Raw genomic sequence first — 19,497 nt, forward strand, 5'->3', positions numbered from 1 at the left:
CTAGTAGAACTGTCGAAACAACTTCCATAACGTATCCTCTAAACTTTGGAAAAGCAAGTCCATTTGTTAATGATAACATTATCTGTAAATTCTTATCCTACCAGACAATATTTAATAGTAATTCACATCACGTAAATGGTCGAGTTTATATAATGGCACGAACCGAGTTGCTTCCTTTGATAGCATCTCGACTATGGCGCCGATACCAAGGCTATATGCCCCTTGAGGCCATAGATTCGGGGCGTCTGAATGCGACATCACCTCTTGATTGAGTAGCGCTAAACTCTAGGGTCTGATCCTATGTGTTAACGATACTGAACACGAAGAAGCGTTTCAGCAATAAAAACATCATTGGCTTCCTGGGCGAAGCATAAGCAGGACTGCCCGTTAAGGAGCTATTCCGTCTGCACAAAGCTCTCTCTTGCAATCACACCCACATGCCATGCTTGAAACTACGGATACTCTGCCCTCCACGCTACCTCTGGCAGCCGGAAAGATAGATAATCCAGCGCTACGGCGACAGCGATTTCACCAAGATTGATGGCGTCCACAGGTGCTTCACCAAGCTCACTGTTTAACTGGCTGAGCAGCCGCTGAATTGCCCGCGAGCGCCGTTGGCCCAGCACGCTATTGTCGACCTCATTGCCATTGTGCTTTCTGGCAATCACCGTCGTAAACGCCGCTTCCATGAGGTTTTGGCCCAACCCCGCTAGGTGCATCACCTCCGCTAAGTGAGACGTTGGCAACACGGGTTTCTCCGGATAAGCGCTATCCAGATAAATAGCGATCAGCATTGATTCGCTGAGCGTGGTGCCTTCCTCGGTGACTAGCGCAGGAATACGCCCGGCAGGGTTGGCCTTGAGTAGCACGGGGTCGTCTTCCCAGGGGTCGCACCATTTCAGCGTGACGGCGTCACTCAGGCCTTTTTCCAGTAGCACGATACGCACCAGGCGCGCGTAGGGCGATGTAGCGTTTAGGTAGAGTTCCATTATTACCTCCTGTTTTGAGCAGCAAGCGCCGCGTTGCGCTGCTGCAAACCACGACTAAGCAGTACCAGCAAAAAGCCTGCGACGAGCATGAGGCCGCTGATGGCGAACAGCGGCGAGTAAGTGCCCCAAACGCCATAGAGTGCCGACATGGCATAGCCAGCCACTGCCTGGGCAGCAGCAAAAGCGGCGGTGGCTTGCCCCCAGATTTTCTTGTGCGCGGTTGGCCCTACCAACTCAGCAAGGCGGCCCGAGGTGAGTGCGACAATGCCGGAGATCATCGCCCCTACCATAAAAGAGGAAACCGATTGGCTGATCAGTGCTAGCGAGAACACCGGCAACAGGACAGCGGCAGCCTTCGCTACAAAAGCAATCGCCAAACCATAATGCCAACCTGCTCGTTGCGCCAGGGCGCCGACCATGAGCGGCCCGCACACGGCACCTAAACCGAAGATCCCCCACTGAAATGAAGCGGCCTGGTTACCTAGCGCATTTTCCCTGGCGAGATAATCCACCCAGAACACGGTGTGGGGCACAAACCCAACCGCATCCAGGGCGTACGCACTAATGACCAGCCACACGACGACCTTTACCCCCGAATACTCCCTGGATTTATTGGCCGTTGGGCTGGCCGTGGCAGGTAACGCCAGCCGAGTGATGCCGTGATCGCATAAAAGCCCCGCCATAACGCAAAGCAGCCCCAACGCGCCCCACGTAAACGCGAGACTTAATTCAAGCAGCAACGGCACGATGAAGGCTGAAAGCAGAGCGCCCAGGCCAATCCCCGTAAACACCATGGCACCGACACGGGTTCGTCTTTCAGCGGGCGTGGCCGCCAACGCCAGCGAAGGGCCAACTACCATTAAGATGGTGCCCGCAATGCCCGACACCAGGCGCCAGAAGAAGAACCAGGTGAAACCGCCCTCCCCAGCGCAAAGCACAAAGCTTAAAGCGATTCCTACGAAGCTTGCCGCCATTACGTGGCGCGTAGAAAAGCGCTCACTCAGGGAGTGGGCGACAAGCGCGCCGATAAAGTAGCCCAGCAGGTTGGCTGCCCCCAGGTAGGCGCCCTGGCTTGCGGTAAACCAACCCTCCTGAATAATCGCCGGTAATAGCGGCGTGTAGGCAAAGCGAGCAATGCCGATCCCCGCCAAGGTCGCCATTATGCCGGTCATTAGGGCGGGCAAATCGTGGGAAGTAGATGTTCGGCTCATCAGGTTGTGTCCTTTTTGTGCCGCCTTTCGGGCAAGTGGGCAGCGCGGTACTGCACAGCCAGACTACGCGCGAGAAACTATTTCTAGAAACGATTTGTTTTGATAGTTACTATCTTTTTTTGAGATAACGCTGGCGTGGCAGAAAGGTGAGTATGCAGCTTAAATCATTGCGACTATTTATGGCGGTGGCCGAGACAGGCAGCTTCGTGGCTACGGCAAAACGCTTGCACACGGTGCAATCCAACGTGACGACTCACATCAAGAAACTTGAGGAGGAGTTAGGCGTACAGCTCATTCATCGTGCGGGGCGTGTTCGCCCGACAAGCGCGGGTTTGGCGCTGGCGGAGTACGCTGAGCGCATGTTGACGGCCCATGATGAAGCGGTATCGCTGTTTAAGGGCCAGGAGAAGGCGTGTGGGCGGCTACGGATAGGCGCCATGGAAACCACGACGGCATTACGCCTTCCCCCAATACTAGCGGCGTATCACGCAGCGCAGCCTGATGTTGATATCCAGCTCAAGACCGGGCCAACGGCTGAGCTGGTCGAGTTGCTGCTAAATGGCCAGGTGGACTGTGCCTTCGTGGCTGGGCGGCTTGAGCATAGCCACTACCACGTGCTTAAAGCGTTCAGCGAGGAGCTTGTCTTAGTGGGCTCAATGCCCATGACAACGATGCCCTCTTCACAAGCGCTGCTGGCGTCTGCCTTCATGGCGTTTCGCCAAGGGTGCAGCTACCGCCAGCGTATCGAGCTATTGCTGGCTTCCTATGGCGTCAATGCGGGTCGGATATTCGAGTTTGGCTCGCTGGATGCGATGCTGGGCTGCGTCGCTGCCGGGATGGGCTATACGGTATTACCGCGTGGAACGGTTGACGCTCACCAGCACCGGTTCGGGATTCACACACTGGCACTGCCCGCCTCTATTGCCCACATCGATACCTATTTTGTCGCCCCCGAACCGGAAACTTGGACGCCTGCTTTGGCAAGCTTTGCTGAAACATTGTGTGACGCAGTGGTGGTGGATGAGCCTCAGCTTACGGCGTCGTGATGTGGATAGAGGAATTCCGGCTCTTAGTCAGGCCTTTTTCACAAAATGAGCGGTTACCATCATGTCGCCTGCGCCATCAACCTTGCAGTCCAGTTGGTGATCCTTGCTATCCACGAGCCGCTTGATAACGGCTTTGGTGCCTACCTTGAGTACCAGTGAGCTACCTTTGACCTTGAGGTCTTTGACCATCGTTACCTTGTCGCCTTCCGCTAACAGCGTGCCGTGGGCATCTTTTACCATCACGGTGTCTTCTGCCTCAGTCTCAGAAGGGCTCCATTCGTGGGCGCACTCGGGGCAGATGAACAGGCTTTGATCCTGATAGACGAATTCAGATTGGCAATGGGGGCAAGGTGGGCACGACATGAATGATGACTTCTGTGGCTTGGTTTAGGCTACTTATGATACTGAGCCTGTATACCCTTGGCGAATACCTTCACGCCAGCCCAGGAAAGGAGAACCAGGATGAACAAACGTGACTTGGAAGCGGCGTACCGTGATTACATCACCTGCCTCAATCATCAGGACTGGGCGAGCCTTGGCCAGTTCGTGCATGACAATGTCCACCACAACGGCAGGCGTCTAGGGCTTGATGGTTATCGCGCCATGCTGGAAGCCGATTATGAGCAGATACCTGATCTTCACTTCAATATTGAGCTTTTGGCCGTTGATTCACCCCATGTTGCGTGCAGGCTGCGATTCGATGTAACCCCGAAAGGTCGCTTCCTCGGCCTTGCGGTGGACGGCAAAAAAGTGACGTTCTGCGAGAATGCGTTCTACCTCTTCCGTGATAATAAGATTCAGGAAGTCTGGTCGGTGATCGACAAGACCGCGATAGAAGCTCAGCTGGATTGAGGCTCCAAATGCCAACCTTGTTCGGTTGCCTGCAGGTTGTCTGTCAGGGCGAGGTTTTCCAGAAACGCATCATCATGGGATACCCGTTGCGCGAATCACAGTTCGATCCGACCAGCCGATAACCTCGCCTGCTGGGATAGTGAAGCGCGCTTCTGCTTATCGTTTATTTTGCCAAGCGATACAACATAAACCCAGCCTTTTGAGCGCTTGATTATAGGCCAAAAGCTATATAGCATAAAACCTATAAAATGAAGAGGTACGCATGTGGTCGATAGAACAGACAGATACCTTTGAAACGTGGTTTTTCTCGCTTGAGGAAGCTGACCGGGAGAATGTCCTGGCTTCTCTTCTTCTTTTACGAGAACGGGGGCCAATGCTCTCGCGCCCGCATGCTGATACGGTAAACGGCTCTCAGTTTCCTAATATGAAAGAGCTGCGCGTACAGAGCTTTGGCCGCCCTATCAGAGCTTTCTTTGCGTTTGATCCAACGCGTACCGGTATCGTTTTATGCGCTGGTGATAAAGGCGGGAACGACAAACGCTTTTACAATGAAATGATTCCAGTTGCCGACAGAGAGTATGCGGCTCATCTGGAAACCTTAAAGTGAGGTAGTCACAATGGCACGCAAGCTTGAAGACTTACTGGCAAAAGAAAAGCCAGAGATCGTTGCGGCGGCAGAAGCGAAGGCAAGCGATATGCTGTTTGAGATCAGGCTAGCCGAAATTCGTCTGCTGGCAGAGAAAACGCAAACTGAAATTGCAGATGCAATGGGTGTTAGGCAGCCGACCGTAGCTGGACTGGAGAAGGTGGGCCAGGATATGCGCCTTAGCTCACTTAAACGCTACGTTGAAGCGATGGGTGGTCGTGTCCGTGTAGATATTGAGCTGCCGGACGGTAGCCATCATGGCTTCCCTGTTTAATGAATCTCTTTGCCTTCCGTGCCTACAATATGAACGGCGATTAGCGCTGGCTTGAATAAGTAGTCTACGCCATCGTGGGCTGAAGCCCGCTCCTGCAAAATGTGCCAGCCATTGGCGTTGGCCTGCGCGGCCATCACGGCACCAGCCACTGCCCCGCCCAACCATCACCACGCGAGAATACGGCGCGGCGGTGATGCTGCCCCAAGTGCAGCGCTTCTATCGCTTGAACGTCCATCCACAACACTGCAAAAGCGCTTTCATCCGGCGTTTTGGTGTAATCCAGTGAAGCCGCAATCGGTTTGCCCGGCGCGGGCCCGCTGCTATAGGCGCTGCGGGCGTGCTCCGGCAAGCTATGCCACTGCTCGCTTACGGCTTCGCCGATCAGAACAGTGACGCTGGCTTCCATGCGTATTTGCAGCTGCTCAGCAGCATCCCATACGTGCAGCGCGGCCATAGGGTTAGCGCGCAGGGCGCTGATCTTTCCTGAGTGAATATCGGTGTAGACAGCAAGCGTTGCCGCCTGCTTATCAGCGCTGCGGAGCACTACCGTGCGGGCTTGCGGCAGGCCGCTTTCGCTAACGGTGGCCAGGGTGAGGTAACGCGCAGGTGCGTGGCGGTCGCTGACACCTTGGATCAGGCGCGCCCAAAGATGGTCATGCAGTAGCGGTAGTTCTTCTGCCCAGAAGTGGGGATTTAACGCCATGGGGCACCTTTAAAAGTAATGGCTGAAAAAGCAGCGTCACTGAATAGCTGCCGGGGTTATAGCATGCGACGAAAACCCTCAGCGTCAGCACGCCCGCTAACGCGTTCGGCCTGTATAGGTGTTCTTGAGAGCACTACAAAGTAATTTAAACTTTGAATATTTATTAAACATTGCTATAGGTTAAGAGCATCAATATGAATATTAATTTTACCGAGGACGTAAAATGATTCGTAATCTTACTTTGGCTGCCGTGTTGATGGCTCCTGTTTCCGTTATGGCGCAAGATCTTCCAACAGCGCCTTATTTACCGCTCGACATGAGCCTGGCTGCTGCGCAGACTGCGTTGGATGCCTGCTCTGCCGAAGGCCACAATGTCAGCGTTGCTATCGCTGCTCGTAGCGGTGAAACGAAAGTGCTGTTACGCGCCGACAATGCTGGGCCGCATACCATCAACAGTAGCATAGGCAAGGCCTTCACTTCGGCCAGCATGGGGCGTGACACGGCTGGCCTGGCCGGATTTATCGGTGGCAATCCGGGGAATGATGGGATGCACAACATGGATGCCAGGATGGTGGTTCAGGCAGGTGGTCTGCCGATACGAATCAATGGTGAGCTGGTCGGCGGTATTGGTGTAGGTGGTGCACCATCGGGCGATATCGACGCGTCTTGCGCCCGTGCCGGGCTTGATGAGATCGGTGCCGAGTAATTTATTTGTGTAATTCGGTGGGATCATCCCCACTTTCAGCGTCTCGCTTTCACGCATCATCCCGCCAAGGCGGTAGTGCCAGTCTGGTAAGCCTGACTGGCATTTTTCTTTCCGGATATTTTTGTAGTCATGCACTAACACCCCGTCGGTATAGCCTTACTTGTCTATCTGATAATTAAATGAGTAGTTGCTTTAAAACAAGGCACACCCTATCGCTCCATGCCACCCGCATTATGATGTACCCAACTCCACACACGCTGATTAAGACTGCCGGTTAAGCTCAGGCGTTAATATCCACTAAACGAGTAGAGCGCGATATCGGTACGAAACTCCCAGCCCAGGTTGCTCCAGAAGCGTTTACCGGCTTCGTTTTCTACCAGAATCATCAAGTGGGATTTTTGGATGCCTTCATTTTTAAGCGCTTCCAGGCAAAGCGCCACCAGCTGTGAGCCGACACCCATGTTGCGGTGTGAAGCCGCGACTGCCAGGTGTTGAATAAAGCCCCGGTGGCTATCATGGCCACTCATAATCGTGCCCACTACGTTTCCCTCTGCTTCCGCCACAAAGCTTAAACCGGGGTTACGCTGCAAATAACGGGCAACGCCTTCGCGGGAGTCCGCATCACGCAGTCGCACGCCTTCCGTGCTTTGCCATAGCGCCACGGCGGCGTCGTAATCTTCAATCGTCATGGGGCGGTAGTGCATGTTTACCTCTCAGTACGGCGTAAAGGTATTCAGTTGCAACTCAGCGGTAACGTTATCGACTCAACGTGACGATGAAAGCACGCCAAGCAGCGCGCACCATGTATGAATCGACTGCACATACCCTGCAGGTAAGTTATGGGGCAAGTCATCAATAGGAAACGTATCAATTCGGGAATGTTCGTGACTCACCTTTGGGTTGAAGTCGCTCACAAGACGGCAGCTGTAGGTGACGATGAATACATGCTTTTGGGGAATGACCTCAAACAGGTAACTATCGATAATTTCCTGACCAACGACCTTTACGTCCAGCTCTTCCTCGAACTCTCTCTAGGCATTCTGACGATACTTCACCTATCTCGATACGCCCGCCGGGCAGCTCCCACTCATCGCGGTCGTTGAGCGCCAGTACGACCTTGTTGGCGGGCAGGAGTAATACCCCTTTTATAGATACCGGATACATGGTTTCCCTTATCTTTCACAAGTGAATAGCCAAGAGCATATGTCGCTACGCGTCCCAATGCGTTTACAACGTGCTATTCAAACAGGATATGCCAATCCGCCTATACCGGTCCGCTTTGAAAGGCTGGATCGTAACGAAAGTGCTTAGACGGATGCCCTCTCGCCTTGTCACGTTGAAGCGTTACTACATCCCCAAACCAATGCCCAACCGCAGCGCTTGCAGGCCATCAAGCCTGACGCTTACCTCATCGGAAAACACGGGGTGGCCTTCTACGGCTAGGTCCAGCTCCGCTTGGGCGCCACGATAAGTAATGCTTACCGTAAGATTTGCAGAGCTGCTAACGGGCGCCAGCACACCGTACTCAACGTTATCGACGCTGACCGCAGAAAGGCCACGGTTATCCAGCTGTTGCTGGACTTCCTGTTTAACGGCATGGCCGTAATAGAAGTACACCCCGGCATAGCCCAGCGCCAGCACTACTATCAGTGTAAGGAGTTTTCGCATTATGGCCTCTTAGTTAAAGAATTGGGTAGTTGCCACCATGGCAATGCCATCACCTTCCATCCGCATGGTGTGATAGCTCGTGTACTCGGGGATTATCAAACGACCTGATATAAGAAGCAGAAACAATTAGGCAAACGCTTATCCCAACAGGTACAACCATAGATTCAGGCAGCCCCATAGTTTATAGATTATCCAGCGACACCGTCACCGCTTTATCCTTTTCACCTCGGCGCTCTTCCACAAGTTTGGCAAGCTCATCACCTTCATCAAACACGCTAACCACCCAGTCGATAAATACTCGCACGCGGGAGGATAACTGACGGTTGCTTGGGTACAGAATGGAAACGGGTGATCCTGTGGGCGGGTTGGCGGGCAGGACTTCGATCAACTGGCCAGTTCGTAGATCATCTTCTGCATGGTAACGGGGCACCTGAATGATGCCGAGCCCTAGTCGTGCGGCCGCGTAATAGCTTTCTGCTGCACTTGTGGTCACGCTGGCGGGCAACGTTACATATTCAACTTTTCCGCCATTAGTGAACTCAAGAGGCAGCGTCTGGCCTGCACGGCTGGAGTGAAAGCCCACCATCGTGTGCCCGCCAAGCTCGGCCACGGAATGCGGCGTTCCGTACTTGGCCAGGTATTCGGGCGAGGCGACCGTGACTTCATCAAGTGTAGTGATTCGCCGGGAGTGCATATCGCTGTCCTGGGGCATACCGACGCGCAATGCGCAGTCGATGCCCTCGCCTACTAGATCGACCAGACGATCACCCTCGCTCATGTGAAGCTCCAAACCTGGGTAGGTGTTAAGAAACGCGGGTAGCTTCGGCAATATAAAATGGCGGGCTAGCGTGCCGTGAACGTCTATCCGCAGCACGCCTTTGGGCTTGGCATTCATTAGCGCGCCTTCCGCGTCCTCAACCTGGGCCAAAATACTCAAACAGCGGTGATAGTAAGCGTCGCCATCCCGCGTTGGGTGCACCGAGCGCGTGGTACGTTGCAACAGCCTTACGCCAAGGCGTGCCTCCAATGTTTTGATGGCCTCGGTCAGCGTTGAGCGGGAAATACTCAGGTCTTGCGCGGCGTGAGTAAAGCTTCGCCTTTCGACGATACGCGTAAACGCGTGCATCGTATCAAGTCGGTCCATTGTTCACGCTTTCCGAATAGTGATGACAGGTTAAGCCTGATTATAGAGCACGCTTTGTCTTTTATGCTGCATACGTCAGGTATTCACCGACTCCCTACGCAGAAGGAGAAAAACGATGGCAGAACAGAAAATTGCGCTTGTAACGGGTGGTTCCCGGGGGATTGGGGCGGCTATTTCCAAACAGCTGGCGCGCGATGGCTTTACGGTGGTCGTCAACTACGCAGGCAATGCAGAAGCCGCTGACCACGTGGTTCAAGAGATTGAGTCGGCGGGTGGTAAAGCGCAGGCTATTCAAGCTGATATAGCCGATGCCCAAGCGGTGCGTCAGCTTTTTGACACTCTTGAAACGCAGTGGGGGCACATTGATGTGCTGGTCAATAACGCAGGCATCATGAAACTTGCCCCGCTTGCGCAGATGGAGGAGAACGCGGTGGATGCTCAGATTGATATCAATCTAAAAGGCTCGATCAATACCATGCGCGAAGCGGCCAACCGCCTGAGCGACGGTGGCCGGATCATCAACCTATCGACCAGCGTTGTCGGGTTGAAACTTGAAACCTATTCGGTCTACGCCGCCACCAAAGCCGCCATTGAGACCTTAACCGCGATTCTTGCCAAAGAGCTGCGTGGCCGCTCGATCACCGTCAATGCCGTGGCACCAGGCCCTACCGCGACAGATCTGTTTCTTGAGGGTAAATCTGACGAACTGGTCGAGCGGATGGCCAAGATGCCGCCACTGGAGCGACTTGGCCAACCGGACGATATCGCAAGCGTCGTGGCTTTTCTCGCCTCGCCTGAAGGCGGCTGGATTAACGGCCAAACCCTGCGTGCCAATGGCGGCATCGTTTAACCGTTTCTTAATGACCTGGTTTAAACAACCTGGTTTTAATTAGCTTGTTTTAACTGACTTGCGGCTCGCCCAGCTCGCGGCACTCCCTAACGCTTTCAGCCAGTGCGCGGGCAAGATCATGCACTCCTTTAACGGCTTTATCAGGCGTTGCGGCGTGCTCGATACAATCTACCAACGCGGAGCCAACCACTACCGCATCGCTGAATCGGCCAATAATCGCGGCCTGTTCCGGGGTGCGAATACCAAAGCCAACGGCGATGGGAAGCTGGGTGTGTTCGCGTAGCTGGCTGACTGAGCGCTCAAGTTTTTCGGGCGTGGGTGCGCTGCCGCCAGTAACGCCTGCCACCGAAACGTAGTAGATAAACCCGGAGGCGTTGCCCAGCACTTTGGGCAGGCGCTTGGTGTCCGTGGTGGGCGTGGCCAGGCGGATAAAGTCGATGCCATGCTGGGCGGCGGGCTGGCAAAGCTCGTCGTCGTGCTCCGGGGGCAGGTCGACCACAATCAGGCCATCCACGCCGGCGCTAGCGGCATCGGTTAAGAAGCGCTCTACGCCATAGCGGTAAATAGGGTTGTAGTAGCCCATTAGCACGATGGGCGTAGTGGTATCTTTTTCGCGAAAGATACGCACCATTTCCAGCGTTTTAGCTTGGGTCTGGCCTTCTTTTAGGGCGCGCAGCGCGGCTTTTTGGATCGCGGGGCCATCGGCCATGGGGTCACTGAACGGCATGCCCAGCTCAATCACGTCCACACCAGCAGCGGGCAGGCCCTCAAGAATGCGTTGCGATGTCGCCATATCTGGGTCGCCTGCGGTGAGATAACTCACCAGCGCCGGGCGGTTTTCGGTTTTGAGCGCGGAAAAGCGTGCTGCAAGACGCGAGTTGGGATTCATGGCAGTCTCCTTATGTGCGCTCTGGTGAATAGATTCGCTCTTTTGAACAGATGCGCTCATTTGAATTTTTCTCCCAGGTAGTGGGCTACGCTCATCATATCTTTGTCACCGCGCCCGCTCAGGTTAACCACCATCAAGTGATCGCTGGGTAGATTCGGTGCCCGCTTGGCGACTTCGGCCAACGCGTGGGCCGTTTCAAGGGCAGGGATGATCCCTTCCAGGCGGCAGCACGTCTGAAAGGCTTCAAGCGCTTCATCGTCGGTGGCCGATACATATTCAACGCGCCCCTGCTCGTGCAACCAGGCGTGTTCCGGGCCGATGCCGGGGTAATCCAGGCCCGCCGAAATCGAATGGGCATCAATAATCTGGCCGTCCTCATCCTGCAACAGATAGGTGCGGTTGCCGTGAAGTACGCCCGGCGCGCCGCCGTTTAGACTGGCCGCATGTTGGCCGCTTTCAACGCCCTTGCCGCCCGCTTCAACGCCAATCATTTCGACCGAGGCATCGTTCAAAAACGGATGGAACAGCCCCATGGCGTTGGAGCCGCCGCCAATACAGGCCACCAGCGAATCGGGCAGGCGTCCCTCTTTTTCCTGCATTTGCGCGCGGGTTTCGTGACCAATCACCGCCTGGAAGTCACGTACCATGGCGGGATACGGGTGCGGCCCGGCCACAGTGCCGATGATGTAGAAGGTGTCATCCACGTTGGTGACCCAATCGCGCAGCGCTTCGTTCATGGCATCTTTCAGCGTACCGGTGCCGGAAGTGACCGGGATCACTTCAGCGCCCAGCAACTTCATGCGAAATACGTTGGGCTGCTGGCGATCGATATCCGTTGAGCCCATGTAGATCACACAGGACAAACCAAACCGCGCCGCCACCGTGGCCGTAGCCACGCCGTGCATACCGGCTCCGGTCTCAGCGATGATGCGCTTTTTGCCCATGCGTTTGGCCAGCAACACTTGGCCGATGCAGTTATTAATCTTGTGCGCGCCGGTATGGTTAAGCTCTTCACGCTTGAGATAGATCTTCGCGCCGCCAAAGTGTTTGGTCAGCCGCTCGGCAAAGTAGAGCGGGTTGGGGCGCCCTACGTAGTCGCTCTGAAAGTAGGCGAGCTGGCGCTGGAATTCGGGGTCGTCTTTGGCAGCGTCGTATTCGGCTTGCAGCTCAAGAATCAGCGGCATTAGCGTTTCGGCAACAAAACGGCCGCCGAATTGGCCAAACAGGCCGTTAATATCAGGCTGGAGCGCAGGTTGGTTCATGATGACCTCTCAAAGCGGAGTAGCAGTTGCATTGAAAGTAGCGCAAGCAGGCGGAGATAAAAATCGATAAGATGTCATCAATATGTGAGCTGGAGTCAACCGTTGATGCAACAAAGCATGCCCCCTTTAAGTGCCCTGCGCGCCTTTGAAGCCACCGCCCGGCTAGGCAGCGTGACGGCCGCAGCCGATGAGCTAAGCGTGACCCACGGTGCCGTTAGTCGCCAGCTGCGCAGTCTGGATGAACATTTTGGTGTGGCGCTTTTTGCCAAAGCGGGCCGTGGCATTGAGCTGACTCACCACGGCGAGCGGCTTTATCACGGCATTGGCGAAGCGTTTACCCGCCTGCGTGATAGTTGCGCGGATCTCAAGCGTGATGTGGAAGAAGCGCCCTTCACGCTGGCCTGCCCCGGCAGCCTGCTGGCGCGCTGGTTGATTCCCAGGCTGGGCCGTCTGCAGCGCGACCTGCCCCAGCTCAAATTGCAGGTCGTAGTGAGCGAAAGTGAACTGCCCGCCAAGCAGGAAAATATCAGCGCTACCCTGGCCTTTTCCGAGCCGCCCTGGCCTGCGGAGGTAGACGTCGTCGAGCTAATGGCCGAGCAGATTTGCGCGGTGGCAAGCCCTCACTTGGAAGCAAAGCTCGACCCAGCGCAGCCGGATACGCTCTTTTCCAGCAAGCTTTTACACACCGCTTCTCGCCCCCAGGCATGGCCACAATGGGGCCGCGCCCAAGGGCTTGAACTGACGACTCTTGAAGAGGCTTTGGGTAAAGGCCAGGGGTTCGATCATCTCTACTATTTAATCGAAGCCGCCGTGGCAGGCTTAGGCGTGGCGATTGCGCCAAGGCTATTGGTAGAAGATGACCTGAAAAATGGACGGCTCACCGCACCCTGGGGATTTATCGAAACCCCCGCCAAGCTCTGCCTCTGGCTACCCCGCCACCACAACCGCCAACGTAGTGAGCAGTTGGCCGAATGGCTTAAGCGAGAGCTAGGCGCTTCACACTTTTAACGCGGGAAAAGCCCAACCCCCTAGCCAACTAAAGCGACTGCCGCCACTGGGCCAGTGCCCGAATATCATCAGGTGTTGTACGGCAGCAGCCACCGATACCCGCAGCCCCTGCTGCCAACCACTGCTCTACCCCTTGGGCCAAGCCAGAAGGCCCCGTGGCGGTGTGATCACACGGTGCCGGGTGCCAGGTTTTGGTCTCCGCGTTATACAGCTCGCCCGAGTTGGGGTACACCAGCACAGGCAGGTCACACTGGCGTTTGATCGCCGCGACCAATGACTCGATATGCGCAAGCGCGGTGCAGTTTATGCCAATCGCTGCCACGCCCGGGCAGTTAGCCAGTGCTGCGGCACACGCCTCAATCGGCGTTCCATCGCTGATATGTTCACCATCCTTGGCCGAGAAGGTAACCCAGGCTTGGGCGCCGGGGTGTTCAGCCAACAGATCAGTGATTGCCAGCGCCTCCTCTAGCGAGGGCAAGGTTTCTGCTGCCAGCAGATCAGCGCCCGAGGCCAGCAGCAGCTCAAACCGCTCGCGATGAAACTCAACCAGCCCGGCACGATCCAGATCATAGCCGCCGCGGTACTCGCTGCCATCTGCTAGATAAGCGCCATAGGGGCCAACGGACGCGGCCACCAGCGGCTTGGGGCGGTCGGTTTGCCCCGGCTGCCACACCGCATCGCGCGCCTGCTGCGCCAACGTGACTGACCGCTGAATCAGCTCCCGCGCCTGCTGGGCGGTCATTCCCGCCTGCATAAAACCAGGCACCGTGGCCTGGTAGCTGGCGGTAATGGCGCAGTCGGCACCGGCTTCGAAATACGCCTGATGCACCTGGCGAATCTTCTCCGGCGCTTGGGCCAGCAGGCGCGCCGACCACAGGCTATCGTTGAGATCGCAGCCCAACGCTTCCAGCTCAGTAGCAAGTGCCCCGTCAATCACCATAAAGGGTGCGTCCGCCAGCAGGGCCTTGATCGGATTTGTTTCACTCATACTCTTTTCTCCTCAGCGGCGGTATCCAGGTGAACAGGGGATTGAACGGCCTTACGATGGTGCAGAAAATGCGCCAGGTAACACAGGCCAATGAACGGCACCCCGAAGTAGAGCGCCACGCGCTGCTGCGGATCAAACGCAATGCCGATGCACGCCGCCAGACAAGCCGCAAACGCGATCAGCGGTACCCAAGGGTAGAACGGCGTGCGGTAGACCAGGTCTTCAAGCCGCCCGCCTTCGCGCAGATAGTGGCGGCGGAAGTTGAGCTGACTGAGCGCAATCGCCATCCACACCACTACCACGGCCAAGCCAGAAATCGAGACCAGTACCAGGTAGACCGTTTCCGGTGCGTAGACGCTTGAAAACAGCGCGCCGAAGCCACCGATCATGCTGAGCAGCAGTGCATTCATCGGGATGCCGCGCTTGTTAAGCGCCTGGAAGCGTTTGATATGATCAACACCGGACGCGTGTTGATCCAGTCGTTTGAGCAGGAGAGCCTGCTCAAGATTCACGAACTGAACGACGATATCCCACTGATTCAGTTGGTATGGTACTCCCCCAGCACAGAGGACAGTGAACGTCTGGTGGAGTGGAGAGGTACCACGCCTGGAGCGCAGGACATCACCGACGAGCACTTTCAAACCGTGGCCGATTACGCAGTAGGCTTAGGGTCGAATTACCGTTATGAAGGCGAGCAGGTGATCGACGAAGCGTTCATTCGCCAGGCTCAAGATAACGGCTTGGCGGTACACATCTACACAGTGAACGATACCGATCATATGCAGAAGCTCATCGACTGGGGCGTGAACGGCTTGTTTACCGACTACCCGGATCGGCTGATTGAGCTTATCGAGTAATGTACTCAATACACATTTGCCCAGCGTTTACCGGGCGTTTTGATGCTTTCGCCTAACGTAGATCGAGCTCTTCAATCACCTGCTCGACTCTTGCGCGCTGGCTGCCCTGGAACGTGTTTAGCGGCAGCGGCAAGCAAGGCGTGCTGACCTTGCCAAGGATCTCGGCGGCGGTGGCGATAACCCGTAAGCTTCCTCCGTATTCACGGTACAGCGCCCAGAAAGGTTCTAGCTGATCAGAAAGGCGCTGCGCTGTTTTAAAATCATCCGCCTGGGCGGCTCGCGTTATCGCCAGCGCCGTTTCAGGAAATAACCCGCCCAGCACGGAATACCAACTATCGCACCCCACGATCAGGCCAGTGGCCGCGACGACGTCGCCACTTATCCCCAAAGTGACATCCTCCGGAATCAAAGCACGCAGGCGATCAACCCGCTCACGAGCAGCGTTGAGATTCATGCTGACCGGTGGAATCTTGATCGAGCGGACCTGAGGCAACTGGGCAATACGTCCATGCAGCTCATCGCTGAACGTAAAGTGCGTTGTGCCCGGATTATCGTAAACACACAGCGGTACGCTTAATGAACGGCAGACCGCTTCATAGTGGCTAAACACTTCGTCATTGGTCAGCGTTTGATAAGAAACCGGCGCCAGCAATACGCCGCTAGCGCCCACTTTCTGAGCATCTTCGGCAAGCACCAACACGTCCCGTGTGCGCAATGCGCCAATACCGATAATCACCGGTACATCGCCTGCGCTTTCTACCGCCAGTTGAGTAATGCGCGCCCGCTCCTCTCGGCTGAGATACGCATAGCTTCCGGTTGACCCCAGCACGCCGATAGAGTCCACCCGCGCCTCGGCCAAACGTTCCACTAAACGGGAAAACTCGTTTTCACGAATCCCCTGCTCGTGCATGGGCGTTAATGGAAATGCACTCAAGCCGGTAAACATGGGAAGCTATCCTTTTAACGAAGGCTTAGTAGATAAGTCTGAAATTACCAGACAACACGGCATGAGGGTAGCGGGACGAGAATGAGCAGGCGGGAGGATTGAAAGAAGCCCGGCCCAGCGTTATACATGCCGCTGGGCCGGGAATGATTAAACCTGATCAAGGATGACCATTGCCACCGCCAGCGCCATAAATGTTGCCGGTGGTGAAGCTGGATTCTTGCGAGGCCAAGAGCACGTAGGCACCGGCAAGCTCTACCGGCTGGCCTGGGCGACCCAGTGGCCCGTCGTCACCAAAGCTTTGTACGGCCTCTTGCGGTTGACCACCGCTGGGCTGAAGTGGTGTCCAAAACGGGCCGGGGGCAACGCCATTAACACGAATGCCCTGCTCGGCAAGTTGCTTGGCCAGCGCCTTGGTAAATGCCACGATTGCCGCTTTGGTCATTGAGTAATCCAACAGGATTTTAGGCGGATCGTAAGCCACCACCGAGGTGGTATTGATAATCGACGCCCCCGCTTCCAGATGCGGCATCGCCGCCTGGGTAATCCAATACATAGCGTACAGGTTGGTTTTCATAGTGGCGTCAAAATCGTCGTGGCTAAGGTCGGTAAGCGACGGCTTCCACTGCTGACGGGCGGCGTTATTGACCAGGATATCCAACCCACCCAACTGCTGCACGGCCGTTTCGACCAGTTCACTGCAAAACGCTTCATTACGAATATCGCCAGGAATCGCTACAGCGGTGCGTCCTTCGGCTTCGATTAACTCAATCACTTCCCGCGCATCGGACTCTTCTTCAGGCAGATAGTTGATCGCTACATCAGCACCCTCACGAGCATAGGCAATGGCGGCTGCCCGACCAATACCGGAGTCGCCACCAGTAATCAGGGCTTTTCGGCCTTGCAAACGGCCGCTACCTCGGTAGCTCTCTTCACCGTGGTCAGGCCGAGGGTCCATCTTGCTGGCAAGCCCCGGCCACTCCTGCGGCTGTTCAGAAAACGGCGGTGCGGGATATTGGCTGGTCGGGTCCTGTTTGTGTGGCATGGAGCCTCCTTTAGCGCTTGCACCCGACGCGCCATTACTGGCGGCAGGCTGGGAAGTGGATGGTTGAGCAAACGCGGGGGCGGCAATAGCAGCCGCCATGCCGGTCGCTAACCCACCGACAACCTGACGGCGTGAAGGATCAAACGCGTTGATTGGTTTCACCGTAACCTCCCTGTCTTGAGCAGTGCTGGATTTAACGTTTACCGACCAAGCGTAGCACCCACTGCTCAAGTCAAAACAAAGGCTCTGCTGACTTTATTATTAATTAACAAGATTCAACCGTTCAAAAGGAGTAACCGACACTTATAAAGCGCAATTTTGTACAAGCTGCGCTAACACGTGAGCGTTAAACTAGCGCAATGACATTTGGATAGACGGAGGCTTAGCAATGGGAAAATCGGCAAGCCGCTTTCAGTTCACTAAAAGCCAGCACATCCCCACGCTGAAAACGCTACAGGCAGCGATGTTCGATTTTCGCTATGACCCGCATGCGCATGAGGAGTACGCCTTTGGGGTGACGCTGTCAGGTCGTCAGGACTTTTTCAGCGGTGGGCAATATCACCGTAGCCCACCGGGTAATGTAATTATCTTTAACCCAGATGACGTTCACGACGGCCAACCAGGCGGCGACCGCACGCTCGACTACGTCATGCTGTACGTTCACCCCACTCAAGTTAAGGCCCTATTTGACGACGCCCTAGGGCAGGAAACAGCATCCCACTTTCGATTCGACAGTACGCTGGTGCAAGACATGGCACTACGCGAGCGGATAACCAACGTTGCCCGATTGATTACCACATCAACCGGCAGCCAGATCGACCAGGAAAACGCGCTCTATCACGTTGTTGAACGAATCACCCAACTAGGCGGTGCTTACCAGCCTGGGCATACCTCTAGCAGGCCCGATGCACTTCTCGGATTGGCCAAAGAGTATATCCACGCGCACCTGGACACCGACCTCTCGCTTGAAGCGATTAGCCAAGCGGCGCACCTTTCCAAGTTTCATTTCTTGCGGCTGTTTCGTCAGCAGTTGGGCATCACGCCCTATCAGTACGTCATCAACTGCCGGGTTAATGCGGCGTGCAGCGCACTTGAAAAAGGCGCACCGCTTAGCGAGGTGACGTTTCGCTACGGCTTTACCGACCTTAGCCATTTTAACCGTCGCTTTAAGCGTATTTATGGCCTTACTCCCCACCAATACCAGCACCACCTTAACGACTAACCAGAGAGCTTTTATGTTAGCTATTATCGCTTATGCCGTGGGCATCATGTATTCGCCTGGGCCTGTGAACCTGATGGGGTTAAATACAGGCGTTAATGGGCAGGCAAAAACGTCGCTGGGTTTCTGCCTGGGCGTGGGCACGGCGATGCTATTACTGTTTTTACTCTTCGGCTGGGCGGGTGCTGCGTGGATTGATGGGCGCCTACTCATCGCGGTTAGCGTTTTCGGCTGTGGTTATATTATTTACCTTGCCATACACATTGCGAGAGCGCGCATTGACGTTAATGCCGTATCCAGCTCGCCACTCACCCTTCGCTATCGTGACGGGTTCATTCTGCAACTGCTGAACCCCAAAGGAATTGTGGCGACACTCCCCATCGCCACACTGCAGTTTCCCGCGGCGGGTATTCAAGGGCCTGGCCTGGTGATTTGGTCGATGGGATTAGCGCTACTGGCCGCAGGCGCCCCCGGAAGCTACATGTGGATAGGCAGCCTGGTCGGTAACCGAATTGACAACCCCGCCTTCTTTAAACGCTTTAATCAGATAATGGCGGTGCTGTTGATGGGCGTCGCGCTATCTATCACTTATGAGCATGTTTGGGTGACTTTAGTATCTGCGTAGTAGGGTGGCAAAGCATCTAACCGTACTTTTTTGGGCCTGCAGGTTTCAGAGGGCTGTTCTACGCTGTAAGCAGAAAGAGCCACGTTGGCTTTTTCAAAGCGAAGTTTCAGAATACAAAGGAGTACGTCATGAACCATGGACAGGATAAACAGCGTAACAAGAGTGAAGAAGCTCAAAAAGCCAAAGAAGTCGTCAACAAAGATACTCCTCGTGGCGGTGATGCTGCCCAAAAAGCGTCTCACCATGATGAGGCGCACCCTTATCGGCCAGATGAAAACGTTGATAACCAGAAGAACCCAGACGCTCGCTCAGAGCCTGGCCACAACACGTCAGGCAAAGCAGCGCCCATTCCAGGCACTCAAGTCGTTAAAGAAAAGCGCGCTCATAAAGACAATATCGATCAGCAGTCTGATAAAGCCGACCCGAAAGGAAGCGAGTAGTTTATACGCCTGCAACCTTAACGGCTCCTACATTGTACAAAGAACCCCGTAAAGGCCATCTGTTACAGGTGGCTTTTTTTGATGCATTTATTTTTAAAATTCAATGACGCGCTGACGAAGCGATGTGAGTAA

General features: G+C 55.3%; 26 protein-coding genes. 11 read left to right on the forward strand and 15 right to left on the reverse strand.

Annotated features, from left to right (window positions below):
- Positions 1 to 452 precede the first annotated feature (452 nt).
- Positions 453 to 989, reverse strand: a complete 537-nt coding sequence (locus ACT3TY_RS16970) for a glutathione S-transferase N-terminal domain-containing protein (RefSeq protein WP_444629001.1) — start codon at positions 987 to 989, stop codon at positions 453 to 455.
- Between the two features lie 2 nt (positions 990 to 991).
- Positions 992 to 2,200: a YbfB/YjiJ family MFS transporter gene (locus ACT3TY_RS16975; protein ID WP_444629002.1), complete on the reverse strand. Its 1,209-nt coding sequence runs from the start codon at positions 2,198 to 2,200 to the stop codon at positions 992 to 994.
- Between the two features lie 152 nt (positions 2,201 to 2,352).
- Between ACT3TY_RS16975 and ACT3TY_RS16980 the strand changes: the two genes are divergently transcribed.
- Entirely contained in the window at positions 2,353 to 3,246 is an 894-nt protein-coding gene (locus tag ACT3TY_RS16980; RefSeq protein ID WP_441679695.1) for a LysR substrate-binding domain-containing protein, read from the forward strand.
- Between the two features lie 27 nt (positions 3,247 to 3,273).
- On the opposite strand, the gene ACT3TY_RS16985 is transcribed toward ACT3TY_RS16980, so the two are convergent.
- The gene (locus tag ACT3TY_RS16985) at positions 3,274 to 3,609 is read right to left on the reverse strand and encodes a zinc ribbon domain-containing protein YjdM (RefSeq protein ID WP_441679693.1); all 336 of its coding nucleotides are present in this window, start codon (positions 3,607 to 3,609) and stop codon (positions 3,274 to 3,276) included.
- A 99-nt stretch (positions 3,610 to 3,708) separates the two neighbouring features.
- Between ACT3TY_RS16985 and ACT3TY_RS16990 the strand changes: the two genes are divergently transcribed.
- From ACT3TY_RS16990 to ACT3TY_RS17000, 3 genes are all read left to right on the forward strand, one after another.
- Complete coding sequence (locus ACT3TY_RS16990; RefSeq protein ID WP_441679691.1) at positions 3,709 to 4,098, forward strand: ester cyclase; 390 nt, start codon at positions 3,709 to 3,711, stop codon at positions 4,096 to 4,098.
- A 262-nt stretch (positions 4,099 to 4,360) separates the two neighbouring features.
- The gene (locus ACT3TY_RS16995; protein WP_441679689.1) at positions 4,361 to 4,705 is read left to right on the forward strand and encodes a type II toxin-antitoxin system RelE/ParE family toxin; all 345 of its coding nucleotides are present in this window, start codon (positions 4,361 to 4,363) and stop codon (positions 4,703 to 4,705) included.
- A gap of 10 nt (positions 4,706 to 4,715) precedes the next feature.
- The gene (locus tag ACT3TY_RS17000; RefSeq protein ID WP_087111826.1) at positions 4,716 to 5,018 is read left to right on the forward strand and encodes an XRE family transcriptional regulator; all 303 of its coding nucleotides are present in this window, start codon (positions 4,716 to 4,718) and stop codon (positions 5,016 to 5,018) included.
- Here ACT3TY_RS17000 and ACT3TY_RS17005 read toward each other — a convergent pair.
- Entirely contained in the window at positions 5,015 to 5,152 is a 138-nt protein-coding gene (locus ACT3TY_RS17005) for a hypothetical protein (protein ID WP_441679687.1), read from the reverse strand. The two genes, ACT3TY_RS17000 and ACT3TY_RS17005, sit on opposite strands and share 4 nt — an antisense overlap.
- A complete protein-coding gene (locus ACT3TY_RS17010; protein WP_441679685.1) occupies positions 5,152 to 5,721 on the reverse strand; it encodes a pyridoxamine 5'-phosphate oxidase family protein in 570 nt (189 codons plus the stop codon). The genes ACT3TY_RS17005 and ACT3TY_RS17010 overlap by 1 nt, the downstream gene beginning before the upstream one ends.
- A 223-nt stretch (positions 5,722 to 5,944) precedes the next feature.
- Here ACT3TY_RS17010 and ACT3TY_RS17015 point away from each other — a divergent pair, with 223 nt between their 5' ends.
- Positions 5,945 to 6,427: a GlcG/HbpS family heme-binding protein gene (locus ACT3TY_RS17015; protein WP_087111822.1), complete on the forward strand. Its 483-nt coding sequence runs from the start codon at positions 5,945 to 5,947 to the stop codon at positions 6,425 to 6,427.
- Positions 6,428 to 6,714: 287 nt separating this feature from the next.
- Here the strand turns inward: ACT3TY_RS17015 and ACT3TY_RS17020 are convergent, their stop codons facing one another.
- The 4 genes from ACT3TY_RS17020 to ACT3TY_RS17035 all read right to left on the reverse strand — a co-directional run bounded on the left by ACT3TY_RS17020 (position 6,715) and on the right by ACT3TY_RS17035 (position 9,239).
- Positions 6,715 to 7,131, reverse strand: a complete 417-nt coding sequence (locus ACT3TY_RS17020; RefSeq protein WP_441679683.1) for a GNAT family N-acetyltransferase — start codon at positions 7,129 to 7,131, stop codon at positions 6,715 to 6,717.
- Between the two features lie 271 nt (positions 7,132 to 7,402).
- The gene (locus tag ACT3TY_RS17025; protein ID WP_441679681.1) at positions 7,403 to 7,591 is read right to left on the reverse strand and encodes a hypothetical protein; all 189 of its coding nucleotides are present in this window, start codon (positions 7,589 to 7,591) and stop codon (positions 7,403 to 7,405) included.
- Between the two features lie 183 nt (positions 7,592 to 7,774).
- On the reverse strand, positions 7,775 to 8,095 hold the full coding sequence (locus tag ACT3TY_RS17030) for a hypothetical protein (RefSeq protein WP_441679679.1): 321 nt from the start codon (positions 8,093 to 8,095) through the stop codon (positions 7,775 to 7,777).
- 181 nt (positions 8,096 to 8,276) lie between these two features.
- Positions 8,277 to 9,239, reverse strand: a complete 963-nt coding sequence (locus ACT3TY_RS17035) for a LysR family transcriptional regulator (protein ID WP_441679677.1) — start codon at positions 9,237 to 9,239, stop codon at positions 8,277 to 8,279.
- 115 nt (positions 9,240 to 9,354) lie between these two features.
- Here ACT3TY_RS17035 and ACT3TY_RS17040 point away from each other — a divergent pair, with 115 nt between their 5' ends.
- Positions 9,355 to 10,089 (forward strand): SDR family oxidoreductase, encoded by a 735-nt coding sequence (locus tag ACT3TY_RS17040; protein WP_441679675.1) that lies wholly within the window; start codon positions 9,355 to 9,357, stop codon positions 10,087 to 10,089.
- A gap of 49 nt (positions 10,090 to 10,138) precedes the next feature.
- Here ACT3TY_RS17040 and trpA read toward each other — a convergent pair whose 3' ends face one another.
- Positions 10,139 to 10,978, reverse strand: coding sequence for a tryptophan synthase subunit alpha (gene trpA, locus ACT3TY_RS17045; RefSeq protein WP_444629003.1), 840 nt, complete (start codon positions 10,976 to 10,978; stop codon positions 10,139 to 10,141).
- Between the two features lie 56 nt (positions 10,979 to 11,034).
- Positions 11,035 to 12,240 carry a tryptophan synthase subunit beta gene (gene trpB / locus ACT3TY_RS17050; protein ID WP_444629004.1) on the reverse strand — a complete coding sequence of 402 codons (1,206 nt, stop codon included), beginning with the start codon at positions 12,238 to 12,240 and terminating at the stop codon, positions 11,035 to 11,037.
- 105 nt (positions 12,241 to 12,345) lie between these two features.
- Between trpB and ACT3TY_RS17055 the strand changes: the two genes are divergently transcribed.
- Positions 12,346 to 13,248 (forward strand): LysR family transcriptional regulator, encoded by a 903-nt coding sequence (locus ACT3TY_RS17055; protein ID WP_444629005.1) that lies wholly within the window; start codon positions 12,346 to 12,348, stop codon positions 13,246 to 13,248.
- A gap of 28 nt (positions 13,249 to 13,276) precedes the next feature.
- Here the strand turns inward: ACT3TY_RS17055 and mmuM are convergent, their stop codons facing one another.
- Together mmuM and ACT3TY_RS17065 are read right to left on the reverse strand one after the other, a co-directional pair.
- The gene (gene mmuM, locus ACT3TY_RS17060) at positions 13,277 to 14,236 is read right to left on the reverse strand and encodes a homocysteine S-methyltransferase (RefSeq protein WP_444629006.1); all 960 of its coding nucleotides are present in this window, start codon (positions 14,234 to 14,236) and stop codon (positions 13,277 to 13,279) included.
- Entirely contained in the window at positions 14,233 to 14,646 is a 414-nt protein-coding gene (locus ACT3TY_RS17065; protein WP_441679665.1) for a hypothetical protein, read from the reverse strand. The genes mmuM and ACT3TY_RS17065 overlap by 4 nt, the downstream gene beginning before the upstream one ends.
- Positions 14,647 to 14,685: 39 nt before the next feature.
- Here ACT3TY_RS17065 and ACT3TY_RS17070 point away from each other — a divergent pair, with 39 nt between their 5' ends.
- Positions 14,686 to 15,093 (forward strand): glycerophosphodiester phosphodiesterase family protein, encoded by a 408-nt coding sequence (locus ACT3TY_RS17070; RefSeq protein WP_441679663.1) that lies wholly within the window; start codon positions 14,686 to 14,688, stop codon positions 15,091 to 15,093.
- Between the two features lie 52 nt (positions 15,094 to 15,145).
- Here ACT3TY_RS17070 and ACT3TY_RS17075 read toward each other — a convergent pair whose 3' ends face one another.
- Entirely contained in the window at positions 15,146 to 16,039 is an 894-nt protein-coding gene (locus ACT3TY_RS17075) for a dihydrodipicolinate synthase family protein (protein WP_441679661.1), read from the reverse strand.
- Positions 16,040 to 16,196: 157 nt separating this feature from the next.
- The gene (locus ACT3TY_RS17080) at positions 16,197 to 17,243 is read right to left on the reverse strand and encodes an SDR family oxidoreductase (RefSeq protein ID WP_441679659.1); all 1,047 of its coding nucleotides are present in this window, start codon (positions 17,241 to 17,243) and stop codon (positions 16,197 to 16,199) included.
- Positions 17,244 to 17,469: 226 nt separating this feature from the next.
- Here ACT3TY_RS17080 and ACT3TY_RS17085 point away from each other — a divergent pair, with 226 nt between their 5' ends.
- The 3 genes from ACT3TY_RS17085 (at position 17,470) to ACT3TY_RS17095 (ending at position 19,365) form a co-directional block, all read left to right on the forward strand.
- The gene (locus ACT3TY_RS17085; protein ID WP_441679658.1) at positions 17,470 to 18,303 is read left to right on the forward strand and encodes a helix-turn-helix domain-containing protein; all 834 of its coding nucleotides are present in this window, start codon (positions 17,470 to 17,472) and stop codon (positions 18,301 to 18,303) included.
- 13 nt (positions 18,304 to 18,316) lie between these two features.
- Positions 18,317 to 18,925 (forward strand): LysE family translocator, encoded by a 609-nt coding sequence (locus ACT3TY_RS17090; protein WP_444629007.1) that lies wholly within the window; start codon positions 18,317 to 18,319, stop codon positions 18,923 to 18,925.
- A 128-nt stretch (positions 18,926 to 19,053) separates the two neighbouring features.
- A complete protein-coding gene (locus ACT3TY_RS17095) occupies positions 19,054 to 19,365 on the forward strand; it encodes a hypothetical protein (protein ID WP_441679655.1) in 312 nt (103 codons plus the stop codon).
- Positions 19,366 to 19,497 lie beyond the last annotated feature (132 nt).

The organism is Halomonas sp. AOP22-C1-8 (genome assembly GCF_052378905.1).
In the GTDB taxonomy this organism is placed as follows: Bacteria; Pseudomonadota; Gammaproteobacteria; order Pseudomonadales; family Halomonadaceae; genus Vreelandella; species Vreelandella citrativorans.